Below are 24,905 nucleotides of genomic sequence, written 5' to 3'. Positions count from 1 at the left end.
CGACAAGGCCTTCCTGCTTCCGCAGGGGCGGAAGCTCAGCCGGGCCATGATGGAATGGGAACGTGACCAGGAGCCGGCAGGACCGCGTCCTCGCGATTCTCGCGCGCGACGGCGACTGGGTGACCGCAGCGGCGCTCGCCGATGCGATCGGCGTCACGCCTCGCTCGATCCGCAGCTACGTCACCGCCCTCAACGCTCGGGTTCCCGACGGTGTCGTGGTCGAGTCCGGGCCGCAGGGTTACCGCGCGGGCCCCGACAGCTCGGGGGCCGTGCACGTGGGCGACGCCGGCACGCCACGCGATCGGCTGCACCGCCTGGTGCGCTCACTGCTGGACTCTCCCGACGGGATCGACGTCTTCGAGACCGCCGAGGCCTTCTTCGTCAGCCCCGCCACGATCGACGCCGACCTCGGCCGGGTGCGCGGGCTCCTCGGCGGCACCGAGCTCAGCCTCGAGCGCACATCGTCGCGGGCACGTCTGCGCGGTACCGAGATGGCCCAGCGCCGGCTCCTCAGCCGACTGGCGCACGAGGAGACCGACGACGGCTCGTTCGATCTCGACAGCCTCCGCCGGACTCTCGGCGAACGCTCGGTCGGCGCGGTGGCCTTCGGTCCCTTCAAAGACGACCTGGTCTCGGAGCTGACCGAGCTCGGCTACTTCGTCAACGAGTTCGGCATCGGGGATGTCGTCATGCACATCGCCATCGCCGCCGATCGCATCACGCGGGGCCGGGCGCTCGAGGTGGCGGAGGCCGACGATGCCGCGTTCCGAGCTGAGGTCGGCGACATCCTCGACCGCCTCACGCGCCGGCACCTGGGCGTCGTCCTCGGGTCGGGTGACCGCCAGCATCTCGCGGCACTCGTGCTCACGCGCGTCGTAGCCCCGGGGGCGACCGAGCCGGCGGCGCTCATCCGCGAGCGCATCGACGCCGATGTCGCGACCGCGGTGCGCGACGTCGTGCGGCGGGCAGCCGCGGAGTTCCTCGTCGACATCGACCAGGAGGACTTCGTGCTGCGGCTGTCGCTGCACGTGCAGAACCTCAAGCATCGGGCGCGCGAGCAGGCGTGGTCGCGCAACCCTCTCACGCGATCGCTCAAGACGACGTATCCGATGATCTTCGAGGTCGCCGTCTACATCGCCGACGCCCTGCGCGGCCTGCTCGGCATCCCGCTCCTCGATGACGAGATCGCCTACATCGCGATGCACGTCGGCGGGCGGCTCGAACGCAGCCGACTCTCGGCGCAGGCGCTGACGGCGACGATCGTGTGCCCCGGCTACTACGAGCTGCACGAGCTGCTGCGCTCGAGCGTCGACCGGTCGCTGGGCCAGGCGCTGGACGTCGTCGGCGTCGAGACGCGCGTCGACCCGGACTGGGCATCCATCGACACCGACCTCATCCTGTCGACCATCGCCCCGCCCGTCGGGAGCGACCGGATCGTCCACATCCAGCCGTTCCTCACCGACGCCGACATCGATCGGGTGCAGACCGCCGCCGCGCGGCTCCGCCGGGCCCGGCGCCTGGCCCGCCTGCGCGCCGAGCTGGAGCGCTACTTCGACCCGTCCGCCTTCATCCGCGGGCTCGACGGCGAGGGGGGAGAAGAGGGCGTCATCCGGCAGCTGGGCTCGCTGCTCGTCGGTCAGGGCGTCATCGACGACGACTACATCGAGCGCACGATCGAGCGGGAGCGGCTGTCGTCCACGGCCTTCACCGACGCGCTCGCCGTTCCGCACGCCATCGGGATGACCGCGACGCGGACGGCGATCTCGCTCGGGATCGCCGACCCGTCTATCGCATGGGGCGACGGCCGCGTGCAGGTCGTGGCGATGGTCGCGTTCTCCGAGTCGGATCGTGCGGCCTTCCAGACGGTGTTCGAGCAGTTGGTCGAGGTGTTCAGCGAGCGCGAGAGCGTGCAGCGGATCGTGCGGCGCGGCACGACCTTCAGCGCCTTCCTCGATGAGCTCGTGGCGGTCGTCGACGGCTGATCGCGCGCACTCAGCGGGCGAGTCGGGCTTCGAGCCCCAGCTTCACCGCGGGCCACTCGTGCGGGAGCACCGAGTACACGACCGTGTCGCGGAGCGTCCCGCGCGGCCCCAACCGGTGGTTGCGGAGCACCCCGTCCTGCTTGGCGCCGAGGCGTTCGATCGCCGCGCGTGACTGGCGGTTGTGCCAAGACGTGCGGAACTCGACCGCGATGGCGTCGCAGCTCTCGAACGCGTGGCCGAGCAGCAGGCGCTTCGCAGCGGTGTTGACCGCGGTCCGCTGCACCGCAGGGGAGAGCCAGGTGTGCCCGATCTCGACCCGGCGGTTGGGCTGATCGATGTTGCAGAACGTCGTCATCCCGACCGCGATGTCGTCCCGCAGCACGGCGAACGGGTTCATGTGACCCTCATCGCGCCAGGCGAGGCGCTGGGCGATGTCGGCCGGTACCGAAGCGGGCACCGAGGTGTACCAGGCGTATTCCAGCCCGGCCGTGGCGCGGGCGAGGTCGTCGGCATGATCGACGTCGAGCGGCACGAGCCGTACGTGATCGTCAGCGAGCTCCACAGGTTCCGTCAGCAGCACTCCCGAAGCCTAGCGGCGCGGATGCGCGATACAGACGTCGGACGGGTGGTGCTGGTGGGGTGCCCAGGGTCCCTCGAGGCGGCATCAGCCCCGCGCGTCAGGCGGATGTATCGCCAGAAGCGCGGGACCATGCAGGCCGGAGGGCGGGTGTCAGTCGATGGCCGCGAGCAGGTCGCGCACACCGGTCTCGAGCGCGGCGAGCCGCGATGCCGCATCGGCGGCCGAGTCTCCGCGAACGTCGAGGTACAGCTTGAGCTTCGGCTCGGTGCCGCTCGGGCGGACCAGGATGCGCGCGTCGCCCTCGAGCCACAGGCGCAGGATGTCACCGAGGGGCGGGCCCGACACCGGAGCGGCGAGATCCTCGAACGACACGACCGCGGCGTCGCCGATGCGGGTCGGCGGCGCGGAGCGCAGCGCGGTGGTGATGCGCCCGATGACCGCGAGATCGTCGACGCGGACCGACACCTGCCCGCTTGCGAAACTGCCGAACTCGGCGTCGAAGTCGGCGAGGAGGTCGCCCAGCGTCCGGCCCTGTTCCCGTGCCTCGGCGGCGAGGCCGAGGATGGCGATGGCGGCGGAGATGCCGTCCTTGTCCTTCACGGTCTCGGGGTTCACCAGGTAGCCGAGCGCCTCTTCGAACCCGAAGACGAGGCCGGGGGCGCGCGAGATCCACTTGAAACCGGTGAGGGTGGCGTGGAAGTCGAGGCCGTAGCGCTCCGCGACGACCTGGAGCGCAGGCGACGAAACGAGCGAGCAGGCGAGCGAGGCGCCGTCGGCGACACCGCCCTCCGCGGCTCGACGCGCCGCGCGCCAGCCGAGCAGCAGACCGATCTGGTTGCCGGTCAGCCGCCGCCAGCCGCCCTCGGCGGCGGCATCCGGGATCGCGACCGCGAGGCGATCGGCGTCGGGGTCGTTCGCGAGGATGAACTCCGCGTCGTTCGCGCGGGCGGTCTCGAGTGCCAGATCCATCGCGCCCGGTTCCTCGGGGTTGGGGAAGGCGACGGTGGGGAACCGGCCGTCCGGCTCGGCCTGCTCGGCGACCGGGACGGGATGCGGGTACCCCGCAGCGTCGAGGATGCGCAGCATCGTCTCGGTTCCGACACCGTGCATGGCCGTGTAGACCCAGCGCATCCCGTTCGCTCCTGCGGGAGCCGGCGCGACGGTCGCCGTCGCGGCGACGTACGCCTCGACGACCGCGTCGTCGGCGGTCTCGTACTGCTCGGAACGGGGAAGGGCTGAGATGTCGCCGGCATCCGCCACCCGCTGGATGTGCGCGGCGATCTCGCCGTCGGCGGGCGGAACGATCTGCGAGCCGTCGTCGGTCCCGCCGAGGTACACCTTGTAGCCGTTGTCGTCGGGCGGGTTGTGGCTCGCCGTGACCATGACACCGGCGTCGGCGCCGAGATGGCGCACGGCGAACGCCAGGACCGGCGTCGGAAGGAGCCGGGGCAGCAGGATGGCGCGCAGCCCTGCGCCCGCGAAGATCTCGGCCGAGTCTCGCGCAAAGCGCGCCGAGCCCCGACGGCCGTCGTAACCGATGACCACGACGGGCGGAGCATCGGGCCCCGCCTTCTCGAGCAGGTAGGCCGCGAGTCCTGCCGCTGCCTGCGTGACGAGGACGCGGTTCATGCGGTTGCTGCCGGCGCCGAGCCGGCCGCGGAGTCCCGCGGTGCCGAAGGCCAGGCGCGTGCCGAAGCGGTCGACGAGATCGGCCGCGGCAGCGGCATCCCCCGACTCGGCCGCGGCGATGACGGCCGTCAGCTCGTCACGGGTCTCGGGGTCGGGATCCTGAGCGAGCCAGGCTCGCGCCGCGTCCCAGGGGACCGCCGGCGTCGTCGCGTCGACGGTCACGCCCGTGGCGGGCTCGTCCGCGCCGGTCACAGCGCCTCGATCACGCGGGCGAGGAGCGCCGAGATCACCGGCTCGGCCTCGCGACCGGCCTCGATCACCTCGGCGTGGCTGAGCGGGGTCTCCTGGATGCCGGCGGCGAGGTTGGTGATGAGCGAGAAGCCGAGGATCTCCATGCCGGCCTCGCGGGCGGCGATGGCCTCGAGCGCCGTCGACATGCCCACGATGTCGCCGCCGAGCGTGCGAGCCATCCGGACCTCGGCCGGTGTCTCGTAGTGCGGGCCGCGGAACTGGGTGTACACGCCCTCGTCGAGCGTGGGGTCGATCGAGCGGGCGATGTCGCGCAGTCGCGACGAGTAGAGGTCGGTGAGATCGACGAAGGTGGCGCCCTCGAGCGGCGAGTCCGCGGTGAGGTTCAGGTGATCGCTGATGAGCACCGGCTGGCCGGGTCGCCACGTCGGCTTGATACCGCCGGCACCATTGGTCAGCACCATGATCTTCGCGCCCGTGGCGGCGGCGGTGCGCACGCTGTGCACGACCCGGCGAACGCCGTGCCCCTCGTAGTAGTGGGTGCGGGCGCCGATGACGAGGATGCGCTTGCCCTCGGGGGTGAGGATGCTGCGGATCGTCCCGACGTGCCCCTCGAGCGCCGGCTTGCTGAAGCCGGTGACGTCGGTGGCCGGGATGGTCGCCGTGGTCTCGCCGATGAGCTCGGCCGCGCGACCCCAGCCGCTGCCGAGGGTGAGCGCGATGTCGTGGCGCTCGACGCCGCTGATACGGGCGATGTCGGCCGCCGCCTCGCGGGCCACATCGAGCGGGTCGACAGCGGGATCGTCGAGCGGGTGCGCGGAGGAGTCAAGCATCCCCCCACTCTAAGACTCGCGACCCGTCGGACGCAGGTGTGCGCGACCGACTCTGCGGCTGAGGAAGAATGGGGACCATGTCGCCTCTCAGCTTCGAGCGCACCCAAAGCGTCGCCGTCCTCGGTGGCGGCCCCGGCGGATACGAGGCGGCGCTGGCCGCCGCCCAGCAGGGTGCGGAGGTGACGCTGGTCGAACGCGCCGGCGTGGGCGGCTCGGCCGTCATCACCGACGTCGTCCCCTCGAAGTCGCTGATCGCCACGGCCGATGCCGCGGTGGCCATCGCCGGGGCATCCGATCTCGGCGTCCAGCTGTTCGCGCGGTCCGACTCCGGCACCCCCCTCAAGCCCGAGATCGCGATCAACCTGGCGGCGGTCAACCGCCGACTGCTGTCCCTCGCGCGCCAGCAGTCCGACGACATGCGCGCGCAGCTGGTCGAAGCGGGCGTGCGCATCATCTCCGGTCACGGCCGCCTCGACGGCACCCACGCCCTGATCGCGGCGACCGGCCCCGGTGGCACCGACTTCGACCGCGTGGAGGCCGACACCCTGGTCGTCTCGGTGGGCGCGTCGCCGCGCGAGCTGCCCAGTGCGAAGCCCGACGGGGAGCGCATCCTCACCTGGACGCAGCTCTACGACATGAAGTCCCTGCCCGAGCACCTCATCGTCGTGGGATCCGGCGTGACGGGAGCGGAGTTCGCGTCGGCCTACATGAACCTCGGGGCGAAGGTGACGCTGATCTCCAGCCGCGACCAGGTGCTTCCGGGCGAGGACGTCGACGCGGCGGCCGTCATCGAGAAGGTCTTCAAGCGCGGCGGGATGACGGTGTTGTCGAAGTCTCGCGCCGAGAAGGTCGAGCGCACCGAGAACGGCGTCGTCGCGACCCTCTCGGACGGGCGCACGGTCGAGGGGAGCCACTGCCTCATGGCGGTCGGCTCGATCCCCAACACCGCCGGCATCGGTCTCGAAGAGGCCGGTGTCCAGCTCACCGACTCGGGTCACATCCAGGTCAACCGCGTTGCGCGCACGTCCGTGCCGAACATCTACGCCGCGGGCGACTGCACCACTTTCGTACCGCTCGCCTCGGTCGCCGCGATGCAGGGGCGCCAGGCCGTCTTCCACGCGCTCGGCGACACCGTCATCCCGCTCGAGCGCCGTCGCATCACCGCGAACATCTTCACCGCGCCCGAGATCGCGACAGTGGGCCAGCAGCAGAAGGACATCGAGTCGGGTCTCGTGAACGGGTACGTTCACAAGCTCCCGCTCGCCGCGAACCCGCGCGCCAAGATGATGGGCGTCAAGGACGGCTTCGTGAAGATCATCGCGCGCGAGGGGTCGGGCACCGTCATCGGCGGCGTCATCGTCGCCCCGCGCGCGTCGGAGCTGATCTACCCGATCGCGATCGCCGTCGAGCGTCGGCTCACGGTCGACCAGGTCTCGCGGGTCTTCGCGGTGTACCCCTCGCTCACCGGCAGCATCACGGATGCCGCGCGTGCGATGCACCTGGTGCAGCGCGACGAGGACCCGCTGTCCTGAGCCGCGCGCGCGAGCGTCGGAGAATCGCGCGAAGATCGGAGTGATCCTGGCGATCGCTCCGATTTTCGCGCCTCTCTCCGACGCGAACGCGCGACGATGCGTCGCCGTGTCACTTCACATCGGCGTAGTAGCGCGTCTCCGGTTCGGCGCGGACGGCAATCCTGACGGCTGTGGTGCGGGTGGCATCGACGAGCTCGAGAGAGTGCGGCTTCTCGTCGCAATCGATGCTCGTCTCCACGCCGCGCGAGCCGGACGTCGTCGACGCCTCGACGGACACCGTCGCGGTGTGACCGCCGAAACACCGCACCTCGACCGCACTCGCCGGAGCCGGCTCGGCGAGCGTCAGGATGACGCCTGCGCTCCGGTCACCGGAGTTCTCGAACGGCATCGTGCGACCGCTCGCCGCGCCGATGCCGACATCCGCGCCGGCTGGTTCGGCCGCGACCGAGGCGAGCCACGCGTCCGCCGCCGCGAGGTCGACCGTGTCGGAAGCGCAGGCGCTCAGCCCGAGAGCGAGCCCCAGCAGACAGACGACGGGAAGAACACGTACAGGGCGGTGCATGCCCCCACCCTAGGGCTCAGGAGATCGTGAGCAGGGGGTGACCCGCGCCGACCGTGGTGCCGGGTGTCGCGTCGATCGCGCCGACCACGCCGTCCTTGTGCGCCTGGATGGGCTGCTCCATCTTCATCGCCTCGAGGACGACCACGAGGTCGCCCTTGACGACCTGCTGGCCGGCCTCGACGGCGACCTTGACGACCGTCGCCTGCATCGGCGACTTCACGGCGTCTCCGGATGCCGCAGCGCTGGCGCTCGCGGCGTGCGATCGGCGCGACGGCGGTACCTGAGCGGGACGGCCGACCGCGACCGGCGGCGATGCGACGCGATCGGGGAGGCTCACCTCGAGGCGCTTGCCGGCGACCTCCACGACCACCGTGTGGCGGCCGCTCGGTTCTGCGGGCGCCTCCAGTTCGCCGTCCCAGGCCGGGATGTCGTTGACGAACTCGGTCTCGATCCATCGCGTGAACACGCCGAACGTGCCGTCCTCCGCCGTGAAGGCGGGCTCGCGCACGACCCGGCGGTGGAAGGGAAGCACGGTGGGCATGCCGGCGACCTCGAACTCGTCGAGTGCCCGGCGCGACCGCTCGAGAGCCTCCTCGCGGGTGCGGCCCGTCACGATGATCTTGCCGAGCATCGAGTCGAAGGCGCCCGAGACCGAGTCGCCGGCCGTGACACCGGAGTCGAGACGGATGCCGGGACCGCCGAACGTCTTGAAGACGTGGATGCGGCCCGGCTGCGGCAGGAAGTTGCGCCCGGGGTCCTCGCCGTTGATGCGGAACTCGATCGAGTGGCCGACCGGGGCCGGGTCGTCGTAGTCGAGCGTGCCGCCCTCGGCGATGCGGAACTGCTCGCGGACGAGGTCGATGCCGGTGACCTCTTCGGACACGGGGTGCTCGACCTGCAGGCGGGTGTTGACCTCGAGGAACGAGATCGTTCCGTCGGCGCCGATGAGGAACTCGCAGGTTCCGGCCCCGACATAGCCGACCTCGCGCAGGATGGCCTTCGAGGCGGAGTAGAGGATGTCGTTCTGCTCGGCCGTGAGGAAGGGCGCGGGCGCCTCTTCGACGAGCTTCTGGTGGCGTCGCTGCAGCGAGCAGTCTCGCGTGGAGACGACGACGACGTTGCCGGCGGCGTCGGCGAGGCACTGCGTCTCGACATGGCGCGGCTTGTCGAGGTACTTCTCGACGAAGCACTCACCACGGCCGAACGCGGCGATCGCCTCGCGGGTGGCCGACTCGAACAGTTCGGCGACCTCGTCGAGCTCGCGCGCGACCTTCAGGCCACGCCCGCCGCCGCCGTAGGCGGCCTTGATGGCGATGGGCAGGCCGAACTCGTTCGCGAAGGCGATGACCTCGTCGGCCCCGTCGACCGGCCCGGGGGTGCCGGGGGCGAGGGGAGCGCCGACCTTCTCGGCGACGTGCCGGGCGGTGACCTTGTCACCGAGGGCCTCGATCGCCTCGGGGGAGGGGCCGATCCAGGTGAGGCCGGCGCCGATGACGGCGCGGGCGAACTCGGCGTTCTCAGCGAGGAAGCCGTAACCGGGGTGCACGGCGTCGGCGCCGGAGCGGCGAGCGACCGAGAGGATCTTCTCGATGGAGAGGTAGGTCTCGGCGCTCGTCGAGCCCTCGAGGGCGTACGCCTCGTCGGCGAGGCGGGCGTGGAGCGCGTCGCGATCCTGGTCGGCGTAGACGGCGACCGACGCCTTCCCGCTGTCTCGGGCGGCGCGCACGATTCGGACGGCGATCTCGCCGCGGTTCGCGATCAGGACCTTGGCGATCTCAGGCATGAATGCCAGCCTAGCGAGCGCGGGCGCTCGTCTTTTGGATCACTCGCACAAAGTGATCGATTGAACGTGGGCGGATGCCTACGAAACGGGTGTAGCGGTCAGGCCGTGCGGGGCCTGCTCCAGAGGTCGGTCCAGGCCACGTCGAGCTCGCGGACGAGCAGGCGCAGCGTCGACAACGACATCCCCACCACCGTCGAGGGATCGCCCTCGACTCGCGTGATGAAGGCGCCGCCGAGGCTGTCGACGGTGAATGCGCCGGCGACCTGCAGCGGCTCGCCGGTCGCGACGTAGGCCGCGATCTCGTCGGACGAGATGTCGTCGGCGAAGGTGACGGCCGCCTCGGCGACCGCGTGGGCCTCGCGCGGGTCGGCTCCCGGACGAACACGGAAGACGGAGTGCCCGGAGTGGAGGATGCCGGTGCCGCCGCGCATCCGCTCCCACCGCTCGGTCGCGACCGCCGGCCGCAGCGGCTTGCCGAGCACCTCGCCGTCGAAGGCGAACATCGAGTCGCCCCCGATGACGATGCCGTCGAAGTCGGGCTCGTCTCGTGCGAGCGTCGCGACCACGTCGGCCGCCTTGCGCCGAGCGAGCACCAGGACGTGCTCCTCCGGCGGCAGGACCCGGCCCTCCACGGCCTCGAGCGCGGCGACGACGGCCTCCTCATCGACCTCGGGCGCCCGGGTGGCCGGTTCGATGCCGGCCTGACGCAGGAGCATGAGACGAGCGGGGGAGGTCGAGGCCAGGCACACGCGCATGCCGTTCACGCTACCCGCGGGCGCGCGTGTGCGAGCATCGTGGGATGCAGTCCGGCGACCTTCTCGATCTCGACGTCACCGACGTCGCCCACGGCGGCGTCTTCGTCGCCCGTCACGAAGGCCGCGTCGTCTTCGTCCCCGACGCGATCCCCGGAGAGAGGGTGCGTGCGCGGCTGACCGACACCGCGAAGTCGTCCTTCTGGCGTGCCGAGGCGCTCGAGGTGCTCGAGGCGTCGCCGCATCGGCGACCTCACGTCTGGTCTCCGGCCGACATCGGCACCGACCCGGAGAGCCGGCCGGGCGGAGCGGACTTCGGGCACATCGAGCTCACGCACCAGCGCGAGCTCAAGCAGCGCGTCCTGCGTGATGCGCTGCAGCGCTTCGGCGGCGTCGACAGCGACGTCGTGGTGGCGAGCCCCGGTGCCGACGAGACCGCCGACGGCACCGGATGGCGTACGCGCGTCAGCCTGCACGTCGATGACGAGGGACGCATCGGACCGTTCGCGGCGCGATCTCACCGCGTCGTCGAGGTCGACGATCTGCCGCTGGCCACGCCCGCGATAGCCGAAGCGGTCACGGGCGGTCGCTCCGCCGCGCCCGGCCGCCTCGATCTCGTTCAGCCCGCCGACGGGCGCGTGCGCGCTCTTCCTCGGCCCGAGACCCCCCGCCGACGGGGTCGAGGCGGACCGCGGCCGACCGTGGACCCGGCTCTGCGCGAGGTCGTGACCGAGCGGGTCGGTGACCGGGACTTCCGCGTGGACGCCGGCGGCTTCTGGCAGGTGCACCGGCTCGCGCCGGTGGCGCTGCGGGATGCGGTCCACGGCGGGCTGCGCGCGGCGGGGCGCGACACGGTCGATCCCGACGCGTGGCACCTCGATCTGTACGGCGGCGTCGGCCTGCTCGCCGCATCCGTCGCCGAGCTCGGTGGTCCCGCTACCCGCATCACGAGCGTCGAGTCCGATCCGCGTGCCACCGACCATGCCGGCGAGAACCTGGCCGAGTGGGTGGGGGCGCGCGCGGAGACGGGTCGCGTCGACCGCTGGCTGCTGCGGACCGAGCAGACGGCTTCGAACGCCGAGCGCGCCCGGTTGCGCGCCGGAGTGACGGTGCTCGACCCGCCGCGATCGGGAGCCGGACGTGAGGTCGTCGACTCCCTGCTGCGGCTGCGCCCCGGGACGCTCGTCTACGTCGCGTGCGATCCGGTCGCGCTCGCGCGCGATCTCGGCATGCTCCGCGCGGGCGGCTACACACCCGTGTCGCTGCAGGGGCTGGACCTGTTCCCCAACTCGCACCACATGGAGGCGGTCGCGGTACTCACCGACGAGGGTCCACTGTCCTAGGCTGAGCGCATGACACGGGTGGCACTCATCGACGATCACGAGTCGGTCCGACTCGGGCTCGCCGCCGCCTGTTCCCGTGCCGGAGTCGGCGAGGTCGTCTTCACCGGCAGCACCGTCGCCGAGTACCTGCGATGGCGCAAGGACACGGGTGAGACACCCGCGGATGTTGTCGTCCTCGACCTCATGCTCGGTGACGGCGCGACGGTGTCCGAGAACGTCGCGCAACTCGTGTGGAACGGCTCGCAGGTGATCATCCACAGCGTCGCTGACCGTCCGGTCGCGGTGCGCGAGGCGCTCTCGGCCGGAGCGCTCGGCATCATCAGCAAGTCGGCGCGCGCCGACGACGTCGTCTCGGCGATCCGGACGGTCGCGCGCGGCGAGCACCTCGACAACGTCGAGTGGGCGAGTGCCGTCGACGGCGACCGTGCGTTCGCCGATGCCCAGCTCTCTGCGCGGGAGCGCGACGTTCTGCGCCTGTACGCCGCGGGCCTTCCGCTCAAGGCCGTGGCCGAGCGCCTGGGGATCGCGTATTCCACCGCCAAGGAGAACATCACCCGCGTTCGGGTGAAGTACGTCGAGGTCGGTCGTCCCGCGCCCACCAAGGTCGATCTTCTCCGCCGTGCGATGGAAGACGGTCTCGTCGCCGAAGCCTCCGATGCCCGCTGAGCCCGCGGGCGCCGGCATCCCGCGTCCCCGCCGGCCCGCGGAGTTCCGCGAGGCGCTGGCGCAGACGCAACGATTCACGCAGTCGCGCATCGACCGCATCCTGGGCATCGTCGTCGGGGCGGGAAGCGCCGTCATCGGCATCCAGGCGCTCGTGGGCGCCCTGAGCGCCCCGGTCGGGCACTCGACGTGGAACACGGCGCTGCTGATCGCCGTCCTCGGCTCGCTCCTGCTGATGTGCGTCTCGCTCATCACATCGCGCGGCGTCCGCGTCTTCACCGGCATCTTCGCCGGCGTCTTCCCGATCGCGACGTTGCTCTGGCCGCTCGCAGCCCGTACCCCCGCGACGGTGGACGAGCAGCCCTGGCTATGGTTCCTCATCAACGTCGGGACGGTCGCCGCGGTCTTCTGCATGCCGCTCGCGGGGCAGATCGTGTGGGCTTTCCTGCTCCCGTTGCTGTACGGCGCGATGCGGCTGACCTTGCTGCCGCTCACGCCGGCTACCGTGCTGGACGTCGCGCTGGACTCGGCGTTCGCGATCATCCTCGCGAGCGTCCTGATCGTCGTGGGGTGGATTCTGCGCTCCCTCGCCGCCAGCATCGACAGCGGGCGCGAGGGGGCCGTCCGCTCCTTCGCGCAGGCGGCGGCCGCCGATGCGGTCGAGAAGGAACGCGTCGCTGTGGCGGCCCTCATGCACGACAGCGTCCTGGCGGCCCTCATCGCGGCCGAACGCGCCGAGACCGACCGCGAGCGCACTCTCGCGGTCTCCATGGCCCGCGACGCGCTCACCCGTCTCGCCAATGTCGATCAGGAGGCGGGCGAGGGGCCGGATGCGCCATTGGCGGCCGCGACCCTCGGCGAGGAGCTCGATGCAGCCGTGCGGCGATTGCACCCGGCTGCCGCGGTGATCCAGGATGTCCGGCCCGACGCCCGGCCGGTCCCGGGTCGCGTCGCGCGGGCGCTGCAGCTCGCGGCCGCCCAGGCGGTCACCAACTCGGTCGAACACGCCGGCGCGGCGAACCTGCGGGTGTCGTTCCGCGCAGACGGGGCAGGTTTGAGCATCGAGGTCCGAGACGACGGCCCCGGCTTCGAGGCGGCTCGCGTCGCCGAGGACCGGCTCGGCATCCGAGCCTCGATCATCGCGCGTGTCGCCGCGGTGGCAGGCGTGGCCACGGTCGATTCCGACGGGTCGGGGACGACCGTGTCGATCAGCTGGCGGGAGCGCTCATGAACCGTTCGGTGCGCTGGGTGCTCTCGGCGCTCGGGGTCGCGTTCACGGCCTATCTGGCGGTGGGCGGGATGATCTGGACCCGGCCGGTCGACGTGCCCGCCGTCTTGATTCTGAATCTCGTCGTCTACCTTGCCGTCACCGGCATGTGCATCTTCTGGCCGACGCGGCCCATGGGTGTTCCCTCTCGCCCTGGCGCCGATGCTCCGGCGGTCAGCGCCGTGACGGCGGGGATGAGCCGTCCGGCGCCGCTGCCGCTGTGGATCGCGCTGCTCGCCCTCGCCGTGACGGTCGTGATCCCGTCCGCCACGTGGTGGGCCGCGGGGGAGGCGGGGCGGCTGCAGCCTTTCGCGACCTGGAGTCTCGGCGGCCTCGGGGCGTTGATGGCGATCCTCGTGGTCCGCCGGCGATCGATCGTCGCGTGGTCGGGGATCGCGATGCTCTTCCTGCAGTCGGTGATCTGGATCGGACCCGAGCCCACCCTCTCTCTCGGCGCCGTCGGCTCGGCGCTCTGGGTGGGCGGTGCCCAGGTCATCGTGCTCCTGATCGACCGCGCGGCCGTCGAGACCGCGCAGCTGACCGCGCTCCAGCGCGAGGCGTCGGAGTGGCTGGCGACCCAGGAGGGACGCCGACGGGAGCGACGGGTGCGCGTGCAGCGCGCGCTCGCCGTGGCCGGGCCGGTGCTCTCGCGAACCATCAAGGCCGACGGCGACCTCGATGACGACGAGCGGCTGCAAGCCAGGCTCGCCGAGGGGCGCCTGCGCGATGAGCTGCGGGGGCCGCGTCTGCTGGATGACGCCGTGCGCCGCGTCCTGGAGGACGTCCGCCGGGCCGGCTCCCACGTGACGTTCCTCGACGAGGGCGGCCTCGACGGTCTCGATGACCGGGAGCTCGCCGGCATCCGGGCCGAGCTCGCCGAGGTGCTCGAGGGCGTCCGGTCGGAGCGCCTCTACATCCGTACCTCGACGCATCCCGACACGGCAGTCACAGTGGTCGGGCGGTCGCGCCACGACGACGGGTCCGACGAGACGGTGGACCTCTGGCGAGAGATCGCCCGCCCGCGTCCGCGTCCTTGACGTGCCGTGAGGTGCTGGGGGCGAGGGGCGGCGAAGCCGCCCGCCCCTCGCCATGCGAGTGGTTACCCGAAAACCGACTCGCAGCAGTCACCGGCATGACGCCGAGGTGACCGAACGCAGTAGCGTTCCAGCACATCAAGTCTGCGAGAGTGTGCCGGATCTGTCTGTAGGTATTTCGGGGGACAAAACCGCGGCCGCGCGGACCGGGCCGGCCGACGCGTCAGCCGGTGAACCGGCCCCAGCCGAAGCCGCGGCGCAGCGGCGTCCGCAGCGCGCGCGCCGAGCGCCGCCACGCCGATTCGGGTGCCGGCTCGGGGGCGACAGCCTCGGCGGCCTCCTGGGCGTACGACTCGCTCACGACCGCGATGACGGCGGCGAGCTCCTCGGGCGTCGGGGCGCCGCGGCGCACCTCGATGCGCAGGGGGCGCTCGGCGTGCGCCGCCACGTCTCGAGCGTCTTCGGGGCCGGTCACAGGGGGATGTTCCCGTGCTTCTTCGCGGGCAGCTCGGCGCGCTTGCCGCGCAGCGCGCGCAGCGACTTCGCGATGTAGACGCGCGTCTGCGCGGGCTCGATGATGCCGTCGAGCTCACCGCGTTCGGCGGCGAGGAACGGGGATGCGACGTTGTAGGTGTACTCGGAGGCCAGGCGGGACCGCACGGCGGCGACATCCTCGCCCGCCTCCTCGGCACGCTTGATCTCGCCGCGGTACAGGATGTTCACGGCGCCCTGCCCGCCCATGACGGCGATCTCGGCGGTGGGCCAGGCGACATTGACGTCGGCGCCCAGCTGCTTCGAGCCCATCACGATGTACGCGCCGCCGTACGCCTTGCGCAGGATGACGGTCACGAGCGGGACGGTCGCCTCGGCGTAGGCGTAGAGCAGCTTGGCGCCGCGGCGGATGACTCCGGTCCACTCCTGGTCGGTGCCCGGGAGGTAGCCCGGAACGTCGACGAGCGTGACGATCGGCACCGAGAAGGCGTCGCAGAAGCGCACGAAGCGGCTCGCCTTCTCGCCTGCGTCGATGTTCAGCGTTCCCGCCATCTGCGAGGGCTGGTTGGCGATGATGCCGACGGTGCGACCCTCCACCCGACCGAACCCGACGACGATGTTGGGAGCGAAGAGCGGCTGCACCTCGAGGAAGTCGCCCTCGTCGACGATGCCCGCGATCACCTGGTGGATGTCGTACGGCTGGTTGGGCGAGTCCGGGATGACGGCGTTGAGGGTGCGGTCGTCGTCGGTGGTCTCCCACTCGAAGCCGGTCTCGTAGACCGGGGCGTCCGACATGTTGTTGTCGGGCAGGAAGCTCAGCAGCGAACGCGCGTAGTCGATCGCGTCGTCCTCGTCCTCGGCCAGGTAGTGCGCGACGCCCGAACGGGTGTTGTGGGTGTGCGCGCCGCCGAGCTCCTCCATACCCACGTCCTCGCCCGTGACCGTCTTGATGACGTCGGGACCGGTGACGAACATCTGGCTCGTCTTGTCGACCATGATGACGAAGTCGGTGAGGGCGGGGGAGTAGACCGCGCCGCCCGCGGCGGGCCCCATGATGAGCGAGATCTGGGGGATGACGCCGGATGCCGCGGTGTTCAGGCGGAAGATCTCGCCGTACTTGCCGAGAGCGACGACGCCCTCCTGGATGCGCGCGCCGCCCGAGTCGAGGATGCCGATGATCGGCATCCCGCCGCGCAGGGCCAGCTCCATGACCTTGATGATCTTCTCGCCCGCCGATTCGCCGAGCGAGCCGCCGAACGTGGTGAAGTCCTGGGAGTAGACCGCGACGGTGCGGCCGTGGATGGTTCCGACTCCCGAGACGACCGAGTCGCCGTACGGCCGGGAGCGATCCATGCCGAACGCCGTGGTGCGGTGGCGCACGTACTCGTCGAGCTCGACGAACGATCCCGGGTCGACGAGCATCTCGATGCGCTCGCGCGCGGTGAGCTTGCCCTTCTTGTGCTGCTTCTCGCGTGCCACGGTCTCGGCGTCGACGACGGCCGTCTGGTAGCGGGCGCGGAGGTCGGCGATCTTGCCGGCGGTCGTGGACAGGTCGGGCTGGTCGGTCACGCGTTCCACCCTATCCAGCGACGCCCCGCAGCCGTTGGAGCACACCCACAACGACGGCGCGGATCACCTGTGGAAACCCTCGGGCGCAACCCCTCGCCGCGCTCCGACCCGACGTCGTAGGGTGACGCCATGAGCATCCCCGAGAACGGATATCCCCGCGCGGCGGCGGTCTCGCCCCGCGTGCACGTTGTCGACCACACCGATTCGACGAACGCCCATCTCCGTCGCGACGTCGAGGCCGACCCCGATGCCCATCCGCACCTCTCGGTCCTCCTGACCACCGACCAGCGCGCCGGTCGCGGCCGCCTCGACCGCAGCTGGACGGCTCCGGCCGGCACCGCGCTCGCGATCTCGGTGCTGCTGCGCGTGGGGGCCGTGCCCGTGCATTCGCGCGGCTGGATCCCGCTGGTCGCCGGTCTCGCCATGAGCGACGCGGTCTCCGCACAGCTGCGCGACCGCCGGGTGGGCGTGAAGTGGCCGAACGACGTCCTCGTCGACGGGCGGAAGATCAGCGGCATCCTCGCCGAGGTCCTTCCGGGGGAGGACGGGGACGTCATCCTCGGCGCCGGCGTCAACACCACCATGGCCGAGGTCGATCTGCCGGTCGCGACGGCGACGTCGTTCGCGGCGCTCGGCGCTCCCGTCGACGAGGACCGGCTGCTCGCGGACTATCTCACGGGCCTGCGCGATCACATCGCGCACCTCGCGGTGTCGGGCGCGGACGAGTCGTTGCGCGAGCGCGTCGCTGCGGCCTGCGTCACGATCGGCGAGGACGTCGTCGTCTCGCTCCCCGGCGGCGAGACGCTGACGGGAACGGCGGAGCGCCTCGACGGGGACGGTCGCCTGGTCGTGCGCACCGGTGCGGTCGAGAGCGTCGTCGGAGCCGGCGACGTCGTGCACGTGCGCGGAGTCGGCTGAGCCCTGGCGGCATCCGGGCGTGCCGCCGCCGCGTTGTCGTACCCGCGCGTCATGATGGTGCTGTGACTCAGCCCGCAGCCTCGTTCGGCCGACCCGTCGCGCCTGCGCTCGGTGCCGCCGCTCCCGAGCTGCGCGTCGCGCGGTTGCGCCCGCACGCGGGACCCCTGCTGTGGCCAGCGCTGCTGCTGATCGTGGTGGCGGGCGTGACGGGGTACTTCACCGACAACCTCCCCGAGCCCTTCACCGACGTCATGCTCTGGTCGGCCGCGGGCCTCGTGGTCGTGCTCCTCGTGGTGCTGCCCTACCTGCGCTGGCTCGCGCACTCCTACACGATCACGACCCGCCGGGTCATCGAGACCTCGGGACTCATCGTCCGTCGCCGCGCCGAGCTCAGCCACATCCGCGGTTACGGCATCGACGAATCGCGCGGTCCGCTGCAACGTCTCAACGGCACGGGCACTCTGACGCTCTCGAACGGCGTCGACCCCTCGATGCGGCTGCGGAGCATCCCGGCCGTCGCGCTCGTCCACGAGGTGCTCGCCGATCAGGTCGAGGTGAGCCAGATCCTCGCGCATCGCGACTCCCACAGCATGCCCGTCGTCGGCTCCGATTCCTGAGCGCCTGAGTCCGATCGCGCGTGCGGCCGGCTGGCGGGGTGCGCGATGATGGATGCGAACCCGGAGGAGGCGCTATGTCGTTGCGAGTAGGAATCGTCGGCGGAGGGCAGCTGGCCCGCATGATGATCGCGCCGGCGGTCGAGCTGGGCATCGACGTGCGCGTGCTGGCCGAGGAGGCCGGGATGTCCGCCGCGATCGCGGCGACCGCCACGGGCGACTACCGCGACCTCGACACGGTGCGCGCGTTCGCGCGCGACGTCGACGTCATCACCTTCGATCACGAGCACGTTCCGCAGCACGTGCTGCGGGCCCTCGTCGAGGAGGGCGTCGCGGTCCACCCCGGCCCCCACGCGCTCTTCTACGCGCAGGACAAGCTGCGCATGCGCGCTCGACTCGCCGAACTCGGGATGCCGCAGCCCGAGTGGGCCGCGATCTCGGATGCCGCCGGCCTGCAGGCGTTCCTCGACGACAACGGCGGGCGCGCGGTCGTGAAGACCCCGCGCGGCGGCTACGACGGCAAGGGCGTGCGGGTCGTCGGTGCCGCCGAGGAAGCCGCCGACTGGCTCGCCGCGCTCGAGCCGGGCGGACAGCTCCTCGTCGAGGAGCTCGTGGAGTTCACGCGCGAACTCGCCCAGCAGGTCGCCCGGCGGCCCTCCGGAGCGTGGCGTTCGTACCCCGTGGTCGAGACCGTGCAGCGCGACGGCGTGTGCGCCGAGGTCATCGCCCCGGCTCCGCGCGCGGGCCAGCGCCTGATCGAGGTCGCCGAGAACATCGGCGTCGCGATCGCAGAGGGGCTGGGGGTGACGGGCATGCTCGCCGTCGAACTCTTCGAGACGGCCGACGAGCGTCTGCTCGTCAACGAGTTGGCGATGCGCCCTCACAACAGCGGCCACTGGAGTCAGGACGGTGCCGTCACGGGGCAGTTCGAGCAGCATCTGCGCGCCGTGCTCGACCTGCCGCTCGGCGACACGTCTCCTCGAGCGCCGTGGTCGGTCATGATCAACATCCTGGGCGGTCCGGTCTCCGATTCGCTCGCCGCCCGCATCCCCGCCGCGCTCGACGCCCACCCCGGAGCGAAGGTGCACACCTATGGCAAGTCGCCGCGGCCGGGTCGCAAGGTCGGGCACGTGAACCTCTCCGGCGACGACCTCGACGCCGTCGTGGGCGACGCCCGCGTGGTGGCCGCTCACTTCGACGACTGAGCCCGGCGGGGCACCGCGCCGCTCCGGGATTTCCTCAGGTCGCACACCTAACCTGGGTCGGTGACATCCTCGCCGCTGCATTCATCGGACGCCCCGCTCGTGGGAGTCGTCATGGGTTCGGACTCCGATTGGCGCGTCATGAGCGACGCATCGCAGGCGCTCACAGATCTCGGCGTCGCCCACGAGGTCGAAGTCGTCTCCGCTCACCGCACCCCCGACAAGCTGCTGCGCTACGGCCGTGAGGCGCGACAGCGCGGTCTGCGCGTCATCGTCGCCGGAGCCGGCGGAGCGGCGCACCTTCCGGGGATGCTGGCGTCGCTGACGCCGCTGCCGGTCGTCGGCGTCCCCGTCCAGCTCGCGACCCTCGACGGACTCGATTCGCTGCTGAGCATCGTGCAGATGCCGGGCGGCATCCCGGTCGCCACCGTCTCGATCAACGGCGCGAAGAACGCCGGCCTGCTCGCCGCGCGCATCATCGGAGCCGGGGATCCGGCACTCGCGGACCGGCTGGAGGAGTACGCACGCGGGCTCGAGCAGCAGGTCGAAGAGAAGAACCGTCGCCTCAAGGACTCCCTGTGAGCGTCAGCGCCCCGCCGCGCAGCTCCGCGCGGCCGCCTCGCTCGAACCTCATCGAGGAACGTCCGCTCCGGCATCCCGACACCTCGTCGCCCGAGGTCATGGGTCGCCGCGGCTGGTGGCTCGTCGTGCTCAACTTCCTGCTGCCCGGGTCGGCCCAAGTGCTCGCGGGCAACCGGCGCCTGGGGCGGTTCGGTCTCGCGGCGACGATCACGATGTGGGTCCTCGCGCTTCTGACCGTGCTGACCGGACTGCTGTGGCGTCCGCTGCTCCTCTCGCTCGCCACCAACTGGTTCGTGCTGGTGATCGTCCAGGCCGTCATCGCGTTCTACGCGGTGCTGTGGCTCGTGCTGACGGTCGACACGCTGCGGCTCGTGCGGCTCGTGCGGGCGGGCACCGTCGCCCGCATCGGCGTACCGCTCCTGGCCATCGTGCTCGCCGTCGCGTCGACCTCGGCGGCGGCGTGGACATTCGATCGGGTCAACTCCGTGCGAGAGACGCTCAGCACCGTCTTCGGCGCGAGCGGGCCGAGCGTTCCGCCGTCGGACGGCTACTACAACATCCTCCTGCTCGGTGCCGACAGCGGCGAGGGGCGTGACTCCATGCGCTTCGACTCGATCTCCGTCGTGTCCGTGAACGCGGAGACCGGGGCGACCACGATCACCGGCGTCCCGCGCGACATGGGACACTTCCCGTTCGCCCCGGGGCCGATGAAGGACCTCTACCCGGACATCCACGAGGGACGCCTCGACCCCGACTGCGGGTGGAGCAGCGGCATCAACCAGCTGCAGACCGAGGTCGAGATCTGCCGTGACGGCAACGCTCTCTACCCGGATGCGAAGAACAACGGCTCGTCGCCGGGTGTGGAAGCGACCAAGGACGCCGTCGAAGGCATCCTCGGCATCACCATCCCGTACTACGTCTTCATCGACATGAAGGGCTTCGCCGACCTCGTCGACGCCCTCGGCGGTGTCGACATCAACGTCGTCGAGCGCCTGCCCAAGGGCGGTGGCCCGCGGTATGAGGGGCAGAGCGCCGAGGACTGGGCCGAGGGGTGGATCGAGGCCGGACAGCAGCACATGGACGGCGACACCGCGCAGTGGTACGCCCGGTCGCGCTACACGACGAGCGACTTCGACCGGATGCGCCGCCAGCGCGAGCTGCAGCAGGCGATCCTCGCCCAGATGACCCCGCAGAACGTGCTCGACCGGTTCACCGAGATCGCCGACGCCGGCCAGGTGCTCGTGCAGACCGACATCCCCGCCGATCTGCTGCCTTTCCTCGCCGACATCGCCATCAAGGCCAAGGAGCAGCCGGTCACCACGATCGAACTCACCCCGGCGAACGGCATCGAGGAGGCCGACCCCGATTGGGCCCTCGTCCAGCAGATGGTGCAGGACGCACTCCACCCGCAGACCCCGACCCCCGAGCCGGAGGGCTGAACGATGAGCACGGTTCTCCGGGTCGTCCTCGACCAGCTGATCGACGTCGTCGACGCCGACTCCGCCGAGGCATCCCTCGAGGTGGCGCGCGCGCTCATCGAGACCGCGCCCGCCCGGTGCGAGGTCGCCGCCGTCGTTCCCTCGGATGCCGTCGACGCCGCCGCCGCGGTCGACGGCCTGGCGCAGACCATCCGGGCCCCGTTCCCGCGGACCGGCCTGCTGGCCTCCTGGCCGATGGGGATCTCGGGAGGCGTCGCGGGTGGGCTGATGCACGCGCCGACCCTCCTCGCGCCGCTCGTGAAGCACGACCGCGCACACGACAACGACCAGACGGTCGTGACGCTCTGGGACCTCGCCGTGTGGGACGCCCCCGCGCTCTTCCCGCGGGCGACTCTGCTGGCTCATCGTGCCCTGCTCAAGCGTGCCGAGAAGCACGCGGATGCCGTCGTCGTCCCCGCGCACGCGACGGCGCATCGCCTCGCCGAGATCGCGCCCAGGCTCAGCGGCCGGATCCGCGTCATCCCGGGTGCCGCCCCCGCGCAGTTCCGCGTGCCGACCGACGCCGTCGGGCGGCGTCGTGAACTCGGTGTGCCCGACCGGGTCGCCGTCGTCGCGGGCGGCACCGAGGAGCAGCTGCGCGCCGTGCTGGCCTCGATCGCGGGGGAGCAGACCTCCAGCGTCGTCGTCTTCGACGCGCCCGCCGACGTCGCCGGGGCGATCGCCGAGTCGGGCATCGACCGCGACCGCGTCATCGTGCCGGGCGGGCTCGACTCCGCCGACCGCGCCGCCGTGCTCGACGCGGCCGTGCTGCTGATCGCGCTCTCCGACGGATCGGGTTTCCCCTGGCGGGCCGTCGAGTCGATGGTGCTGGGCATCCCCGTCGTGGCGTGCGATTCACCCGTCCATCGCGAGGTGCTCCTGGACGGTGCGCGCATCGCCCCGTTCGACGAGCTGCGGGATGCCGCGGGCGAGGTGCTGGCGTCGCCGGAGGAGCTCCATCGGTGGGCCGTGCGCGCCGGGGACCGCGGCCGCGCGTTCTCGTGGCGCGATCACGCCGAGCGCGTCTGGGCGCTCCACGCCGAGCTGTGAAGGACTATCTGAGCGAGAACGTCCGATTCCGTTTCGCAGGTCGAACAACATCGGTCACACTGTTCACATGAGTCGAAGGTGGAGCAACCTGACGCGGCGACTGCTTTCGCCTCTCGTCGCTGTCGCAGTGACCGCAGGAATGCTGGTGAGTATCGGTGTCACTGCCCCTGCGGCGGCTCAGCCGAGTCAGTGGGCGGACGGCGCCGTCTCGGCGGGTGCGTCGGGTCGATCTGCGCCGGCGGCTGTCGACATGTCGCAGTTCCGTGCCGGCAACATCATCTCGGATGCCATCTTCTACAACGCCGCCACGATGAACGAGGGTCAGATCCAGGACTTCCTCAACTCGCAGGTGACCGCGTGCAGGTCTGGCTACGTCTGCCTCAAGGACAAGACCGATCAGACGCGGTGGATCGCAGCCGATCCGATGTGCAACAGCTATCAAGGCGGCGGTGTCGAGAGCGCCGCGCGCATCATCATGAAGGTCGCCCAGGCCTGCGGCATCAATCCGCAGGTCCTGATCGTGATGCTCCAAAAAGAGCAGAGGTTGGTCACAGACACGTACCCGTACGATTCGCAATACCGCATTGCGATGGGACAGGGATGCCCCGATACCTCGGGCTGCGACTCTGCGTACTATGGCTTCTTCAACCAGGTGTACGGGGCAGCGCGCCAGCTTCGCCGCTACGAGAACCCTCCGGGCACCAGCAACTTCTTCACCTGGTACGCTCCCGGCCGCACCTGGAACATCCTGTACCACCCCCCGGCCTTGGTGAACGGCCAGTGGGTCGATCAGTGCGGATCGTCGCCGGTGTACATCGAAAACAAGGCGACGTCAGCGCTGTACTACTACACGCCCTATCAGCCCAACGCCGCGTCGCTCCGCGCGGTCTCCGGCGAGGGTGACGGATGCTCGTCATACGGCAACCGCAACTTCTTCCGTTTCTTCCAGCAGTGGTTCGGCGGCACCCAGCCCGACGTGTGTGCGCCCCCGCGAACGGAGGACGTGGCGGCAGCGGCGGGCATCTATCTCGTGACGGCCGAGGCGCTGAATGCTCGCCGCGCTCCCGACGAGCGGTGCAGCGCAGGCGCTGTCACGCTCTCTCGGGGGGAGATGGTGCTGCGTCTGGGAACGTACGGCGACTGGGTCCGTGTCGATGCGCACGGGCGGATCGCGTGGGTTCACTCACGCTTCATCGATACCGTGAATTCTCTGCCGGAGCCGAGCCTGGACGTCGACGGCACGACTCACATGTACGCGGCCGGAACGGACGGCACGATCTGGGCCTACCCATACACGGCTCCTGCTCGGTGGGGTGCACCGGTTGCGCTGGCGCAGGGCACCGGCGTGCGGTCGATCCTGGGTATCGGCGACTTCGATCGGGACGGGCACCGCGACCTGGTCGGGGTCGATGCCAGGGGCGATCTCTGGCTCTATCGGGGTGACGGGGCGACGCTCGGAACTCCGAAACGCATCCCCGGCGATTGGCGTTCGGCCCGGCTGTTGTCCGCTGCCGGTGACGTGGACGGGAACGGCATCCAGGACCTCATCGGTGTTCAGGACTCGTCCCTCATGCTGTGGCGCGGCGACGGTGCGGGGGGCTTCCACGACCCGGAACGCGTAGGCCGCGGCTGGGGGAACATCACCGCCCTCGTCGGCGGGGCGGATTTCACGGGCGACGGCAACCTGGACCTCATCGCTCGCGATAACGCTGGAGTTCTGCGCCTGTACCCGGGTAACGGCAGTGGCGGATGGGGCGCAGCCATCGATCTCGGCCGGGGCTGGTCCGCGATGGCGGCCTTCGCGGCGGTGGGGGACTTCACCGGTGACGGCAAAGCCGACCTTCTGGCGCGGCACAACGATGGAGCACTTCACCTCTATCGAGGCACGGGGAGCGGGCTGGCCTATGTCGCCCCCGTTGGCACCGGCTGGGGCCGCATGATCGCGCTCGCCGGCCCCGGGGCGCCGGTCGCGAAGACGCCGTACGTCCGTGACATCGATGGAGACGGCAATGCCGACGTCCTCGCTGTCGCTTCCACGGATCTCACCCTGTACCGCGGGGACGGACGGGGAGGTTGGTCGGGGTCGACGAGCCTCACCCGCGACTGGCCTGCGGGCGGCACGCTCGTGAACATGGGCGACTTCTCGGGATCCGGTCGCGCCGACGTCGCGCGCATCGACCCTAACGGTCGTCTTGTCCTCCTTCCAGGATCACGGAACGGCTCTCTGGGTGCTGCTCGCGTCATCGGAACCGGTTGGGCGGGATTCACGGCCGTCGTCGGCGGCATCGACTTCGACGGTGACGGTCACGTCGATGTCATCGCGCGCGACGCCCAGGGGCGGTTGTGGCTTTACCGCGGCAATGGTGCCGGAGGGTGGTCGGGAAGCGCACAGCAGATCGGACGCGGCTGGGGTGGGTTCGTCGACCTGATACACGTCGGCAACTTCAGCGGCGAAGGCAGTGCTGACGTGCTCGCCCGTGGGGTCGACGGTCGGCTCTGGCTGTATCCCGTAGCGGGCGACGGCGCCTGGGGAGCGGCTCGGGTCGTCGGTACCGGGTGGTCCGGCATGACGGCCCTGGTCGGGGTCGGCGATTTCGATGGCGACGGAAATCCGGATCTCATCGCCCGGACGGCGGCAGGCGGACTGCTCCTTTACCAAGGCAACGGCGCTGGCGGTTGGGCCGGCTCTCGCCAGATCGGCCGCGGTTGGGCCGGCTTCGAACAGCTCGGGTGAGAGCCGCCGTGGGCGAGCGCACAGCCCGCTGCGGCTATGATGAACCGGTTGCGGACG

The 24,905-nt window shown here is 70.9% G+C and carries 21 protein-coding genes; 13 read left to right on the top strand and 8 right to left on the bottom strand.

The window, feature by feature from the left end; translation table 11 throughout:
- The first annotated feature begins 62 nt into the window (after nt 1-62).
- Nucleotides 63-1,982: a transcription antiterminator gene (locus CBF90_RS10325; protein ID WP_023955514.1), complete on the top strand. Its 1,920-nt coding sequence runs from the start codon at nt 63-65 to the stop codon at nt 1,980-1,982.
- A 10-nt stretch (nt 1,983-1,992) separates the two neighbouring features.
- Here CBF90_RS10325 and CBF90_RS10320 read toward each other — a convergent pair whose 3' ends face one another.
- From CBF90_RS10320 to CBF90_RS10310, 3 genes are all read right to left on the bottom strand, one after another.
- Nucleotides 1,993-2,562: a GNAT family N-acetyltransferase gene (locus tag CBF90_RS10320; RefSeq protein WP_023955513.1), complete on the bottom strand. Its 570-nt coding sequence runs from the start codon at nt 2,560-2,562 to the stop codon at nt 1,993-1,995.
- 150 nt (nt 2,563-2,712) lie between these two features.
- Entirely contained in the window at nt 2,713-4,413 is a 1,701-nt protein-coding gene (locus CBF90_RS10315; protein WP_088380616.1) for a phospho-sugar mutase, read from the bottom strand.
- A gap of 26 nt (nt 4,414-4,439) precedes the next feature.
- Nucleotides 4,440-5,273 (bottom strand): purine-nucleoside phosphorylase, encoded by an 834-nt coding sequence (locus CBF90_RS10310; protein WP_023955510.1) that lies wholly within the window; start codon nt 5,271-5,273, stop codon nt 4,440-4,442.
- A gap of 68 nt (nt 5,274-5,341) precedes the next feature.
- On the opposite strand from CBF90_RS10310, the gene CBF90_RS10305 reads away from it, so the two are divergent.
- The gene (locus CBF90_RS10305; protein WP_088380541.1) at nt 5,342-6,805 is read left to right on the top strand and encodes an NAD(P)H-quinone dehydrogenase; all 1,464 of its coding nucleotides are present in this window, start codon (nt 5,342-5,344) and stop codon (nt 6,803-6,805) included.
- 109 nt (nt 6,806-6,914) lie between these two features.
- On the opposite strand, the gene CBF90_RS10300 is transcribed toward CBF90_RS10305, so the two are convergent.
- The 3 genes from CBF90_RS10300 to CBF90_RS10290 all read right to left on the bottom strand — a co-directional run bounded on the left by CBF90_RS10300 (nt 6,915) and on the right by CBF90_RS10290 (nt 9,905).
- Entirely contained in the window at nt 6,915-7,367 is a 453-nt protein-coding gene (locus CBF90_RS10300; protein WP_088380540.1) for a hypothetical protein, read from the bottom strand.
- A 16-nt stretch (nt 7,368-7,383) separates the two neighbouring features.
- Nucleotides 7,384-9,150: a biotin carboxylase N-terminal domain-containing protein gene (locus CBF90_RS10295; protein WP_023955504.1), complete on the bottom strand. Its 1,767-nt coding sequence runs from the start codon at nt 9,148-9,150 to the stop codon at nt 7,384-7,386.
- 98 nt (nt 9,151-9,248) lie between these two features.
- The gene (locus CBF90_RS10290) at nt 9,249-9,905 is read right to left on the bottom strand and encodes a nucleoside triphosphate pyrophosphatase (protein WP_088380615.1); all 657 of its coding nucleotides are present in this window, start codon (nt 9,903-9,905) and stop codon (nt 9,249-9,251) included.
- 44 nt (nt 9,906-9,949) lie between these two features.
- Here CBF90_RS10290 and CBF90_RS10285 point away from each other — a divergent pair, with 44 nt between their 5' ends.
- From CBF90_RS10285 to CBF90_RS10270, 4 genes are read left to right on the top strand one after another with little or no spacing between them, the layout of a single operon-like run.
- Nucleotides 9,950-11,245: a class I SAM-dependent RNA methyltransferase gene (locus tag CBF90_RS10285; protein ID WP_088380539.1), complete on the top strand. Its 1,296-nt coding sequence runs from the start codon at nt 9,950-9,952 to the stop codon at nt 11,243-11,245.
- Between the two features lie 9 nt (nt 11,246-11,254).
- A complete protein-coding gene (locus tag CBF90_RS10280) occupies nt 11,255-11,911 on the top strand; it encodes a response regulator transcription factor (RefSeq protein ID WP_023955498.1) in 657 nt (218 codons plus the stop codon).
- Nucleotides 11,901-13,139: a sensor histidine kinase gene (locus CBF90_RS10275; protein WP_023955496.1), complete on the top strand. Its 1,239-nt coding sequence runs from the start codon at nt 11,901-11,903 to the stop codon at nt 13,137-13,139. The genes CBF90_RS10280 and CBF90_RS10275 overlap by 11 nt, the downstream gene beginning before the upstream one ends.
- Complete coding sequence (locus tag CBF90_RS10270) at nt 13,136-14,212, top strand: hypothetical protein (protein ID WP_023955494.1); 1,077 nt, start codon at nt 13,136-13,138, stop codon at nt 14,210-14,212. Before CBF90_RS10275 ends, CBF90_RS10270 begins: the two co-directional genes overlap by 4 nt.
- Nucleotides 14,213-14,432: 220 nt before the next feature.
- Here CBF90_RS10270 and CBF90_RS10265 read toward each other — a convergent pair whose 3' ends face one another.
- The gene (locus CBF90_RS10265; protein ID WP_242435657.1) at nt 14,433-14,684 is read right to left on the bottom strand and encodes an acyl-CoA carboxylase subunit epsilon; all 252 of its coding nucleotides are present in this window, start codon (nt 14,682-14,684) and stop codon (nt 14,433-14,435) included.
- Nucleotides 14,681-16,270, bottom strand: a complete 1,590-nt coding sequence (locus CBF90_RS10260) for an acyl-CoA carboxylase subunit beta (RefSeq protein ID WP_023955490.1) — start codon at nt 16,268-16,270, stop codon at nt 14,681-14,683. Before CBF90_RS10260 ends, CBF90_RS10265 begins: the two co-directional genes overlap by 4 nt.
- Nucleotides 16,271-16,399: 129 nt before the next feature.
- On the opposite strand from CBF90_RS10260, the gene CBF90_RS10255 reads away from it, so the two are divergent.
- The 7 genes from CBF90_RS10255 (at nt 16,400) to CBF90_RS10225 (ending at nt 24,848) form a co-directional block, all read left to right on the top strand.
- Nucleotides 16,400-17,188, top strand: coding sequence for a biotin--[acetyl-CoA-carboxylase] ligase (locus CBF90_RS10255; RefSeq protein WP_023955487.1), 789 nt, complete (start codon nt 16,400-16,402; stop codon nt 17,186-17,188).
- Between the two features lie 62 nt (nt 17,189-17,250).
- Nucleotides 17,251-17,805 (top strand): PH domain-containing protein, encoded by a 555-nt coding sequence (locus CBF90_RS10250; RefSeq protein ID WP_023955485.1) that lies wholly within the window; start codon nt 17,251-17,253, stop codon nt 17,803-17,805.
- Nucleotides 17,806-17,879: 74 nt separating this feature from the next.
- A complete protein-coding gene (locus CBF90_RS10245; protein ID WP_023955483.1) occupies nt 17,880-19,007 on the top strand; it encodes a 5-(carboxyamino)imidazole ribonucleotide synthase in 1,128 nt (375 codons plus the stop codon).
- Between the two features lie 111 nt (nt 19,008-19,118).
- Nucleotides 19,119-19,586, top strand: a complete 468-nt coding sequence (gene purE / locus CBF90_RS10240; protein WP_023955481.1) for a 5-(carboxyamino)imidazole ribonucleotide mutase — start codon at nt 19,119-19,121, stop codon at nt 19,584-19,586.
- Entirely contained in the window at nt 19,583-21,025 is a 1,443-nt protein-coding gene (locus tag CBF90_RS10235; RefSeq protein WP_023955479.1) for an LCP family protein, read from the top strand. Before purE ends, CBF90_RS10235 begins: the two co-directional genes overlap by 4 nt.
- A 3-nt stretch (nt 21,026-21,028) precedes the next feature.
- Nucleotides 21,029-22,114 (top strand): glycosyltransferase, encoded by a 1,086-nt coding sequence (locus tag CBF90_RS10230; protein WP_088380538.1) that lies wholly within the window; start codon nt 21,029-21,031, stop codon nt 22,112-22,114.
- 250 nt (nt 22,115-22,364) lie between these two features.
- Nucleotides 22,365-24,848: an FG-GAP-like repeat-containing protein gene (locus tag CBF90_RS10225; RefSeq protein ID WP_023955475.1), complete on the top strand. Its 2,484-nt coding sequence runs from the start codon at nt 22,365-22,367 to the stop codon at nt 24,846-24,848.
- The last annotated feature ends 57 nt before the right edge of the window (nt 24,849-24,905 follow it).

Origin of the sequence: Microbacterium sp. AISO3, assembly GCF_002204305.1 — a bacterium.
Lineage (GTDB): Bacteria > Actinomycetota > Actinomycetes > Actinomycetales > Microbacteriaceae > Microbacterium > Microbacterium arborescens.
The sequence above is the reverse complement of the archived record's forward strand: the minus strand, read 5'-3'. Positions and strand labels throughout refer to the sequence as shown.

What these genes read in the sequence shown, in the direction of transcription:
- CBF90_RS10310 (WP_023955510.1), bottom strand. Translation starts at nt 5,273, where the DNA reads ATGCTTGACTCCTCCGCGCACCCGCTCGACGATCCCGCTGTCGACCCG.
- CBF90_RS10305 (WP_088380541.1), top strand. Translation starts at nt 5,342, where the DNA reads ATGGGGACCATGTCGCCTCTCAGCTTCGAGCGCACCCAAAGCGTCGCC.
- CBF90_RS10300 (WP_088380540.1), bottom strand. Translation starts at nt 7,367, where the DNA reads ATGCACCGCCCTGTACGTGTTCTTCCCGTCGTCTGTCTGCTGGGGCTC.
- CBF90_RS10295 (WP_023955504.1), bottom strand. Translation starts at nt 9,150, where the DNA reads ATGCCTGAGATCGCCAAGGTCCTGATCGCGAACCGCGGCGAGATCGCC.
- CBF90_RS10290 (WP_088380615.1), bottom strand. Translation starts at nt 9,905, where the DNA reads ATGCGCGTGTGCCTGGCCTCGACCTCCCCCGCTCGTCTCATGCTCCTG.
- CBF90_RS10285 (WP_088380539.1), top strand. Translation starts at nt 9,950, where the DNA reads ATGCAGTCCGGCGACCTTCTCGATCTCGACGTCACCGACGTCGCCCAC.
- CBF90_RS10280 (WP_023955498.1), top strand. Translation starts at nt 11,255, where the DNA reads ATGACACGGGTGGCACTCATCGACGATCACGAGTCGGTCCGACTCGGG.
- CBF90_RS10275 (WP_023955496.1), top strand. Translation starts at nt 11,901, where the DNA reads ATGCCCGCTGAGCCCGCGGGCGCCGGCATCCCGCGTCCCCGCCGGCCC.
- CBF90_RS10270 (WP_023955494.1), top strand. Translation starts at nt 13,136, where the DNA reads ATGAACCGTTCGGTGCGCTGGGTGCTCTCGGCGCTCGGGGTCGCGTTC.
- CBF90_RS10255 (WP_023955487.1), top strand. Translation starts at nt 16,400, where the DNA reads ATGAGCATCCCCGAGAACGGATATCCCCGCGCGGCGGCGGTCTCGCCC.
- CBF90_RS10245 (WP_023955483.1), top strand. Translation starts at nt 17,880, where the DNA reads ATGTCGTTGCGAGTAGGAATCGTCGGCGGAGGGCAGCTGGCCCGCATG.
- purE (WP_023955481.1), top strand. Translation starts at nt 19,119, where the DNA reads ATGGGTTCGGACTCCGATTGGCGCGTCATGAGCGACGCATCGCAGGCG.
- CBF90_RS10230 (WP_088380538.1), top strand. Translation starts at nt 21,029, where the DNA reads ATGAGCACGGTTCTCCGGGTCGTCCTCGACCAGCTGATCGACGTCGTC.
- CBF90_RS10225 (WP_023955475.1), top strand. Translation starts at nt 22,365, where the DNA reads ATGTCGCAGTTCCGTGCCGGCAACATCATCTCGGATGCCATCTTCTAC.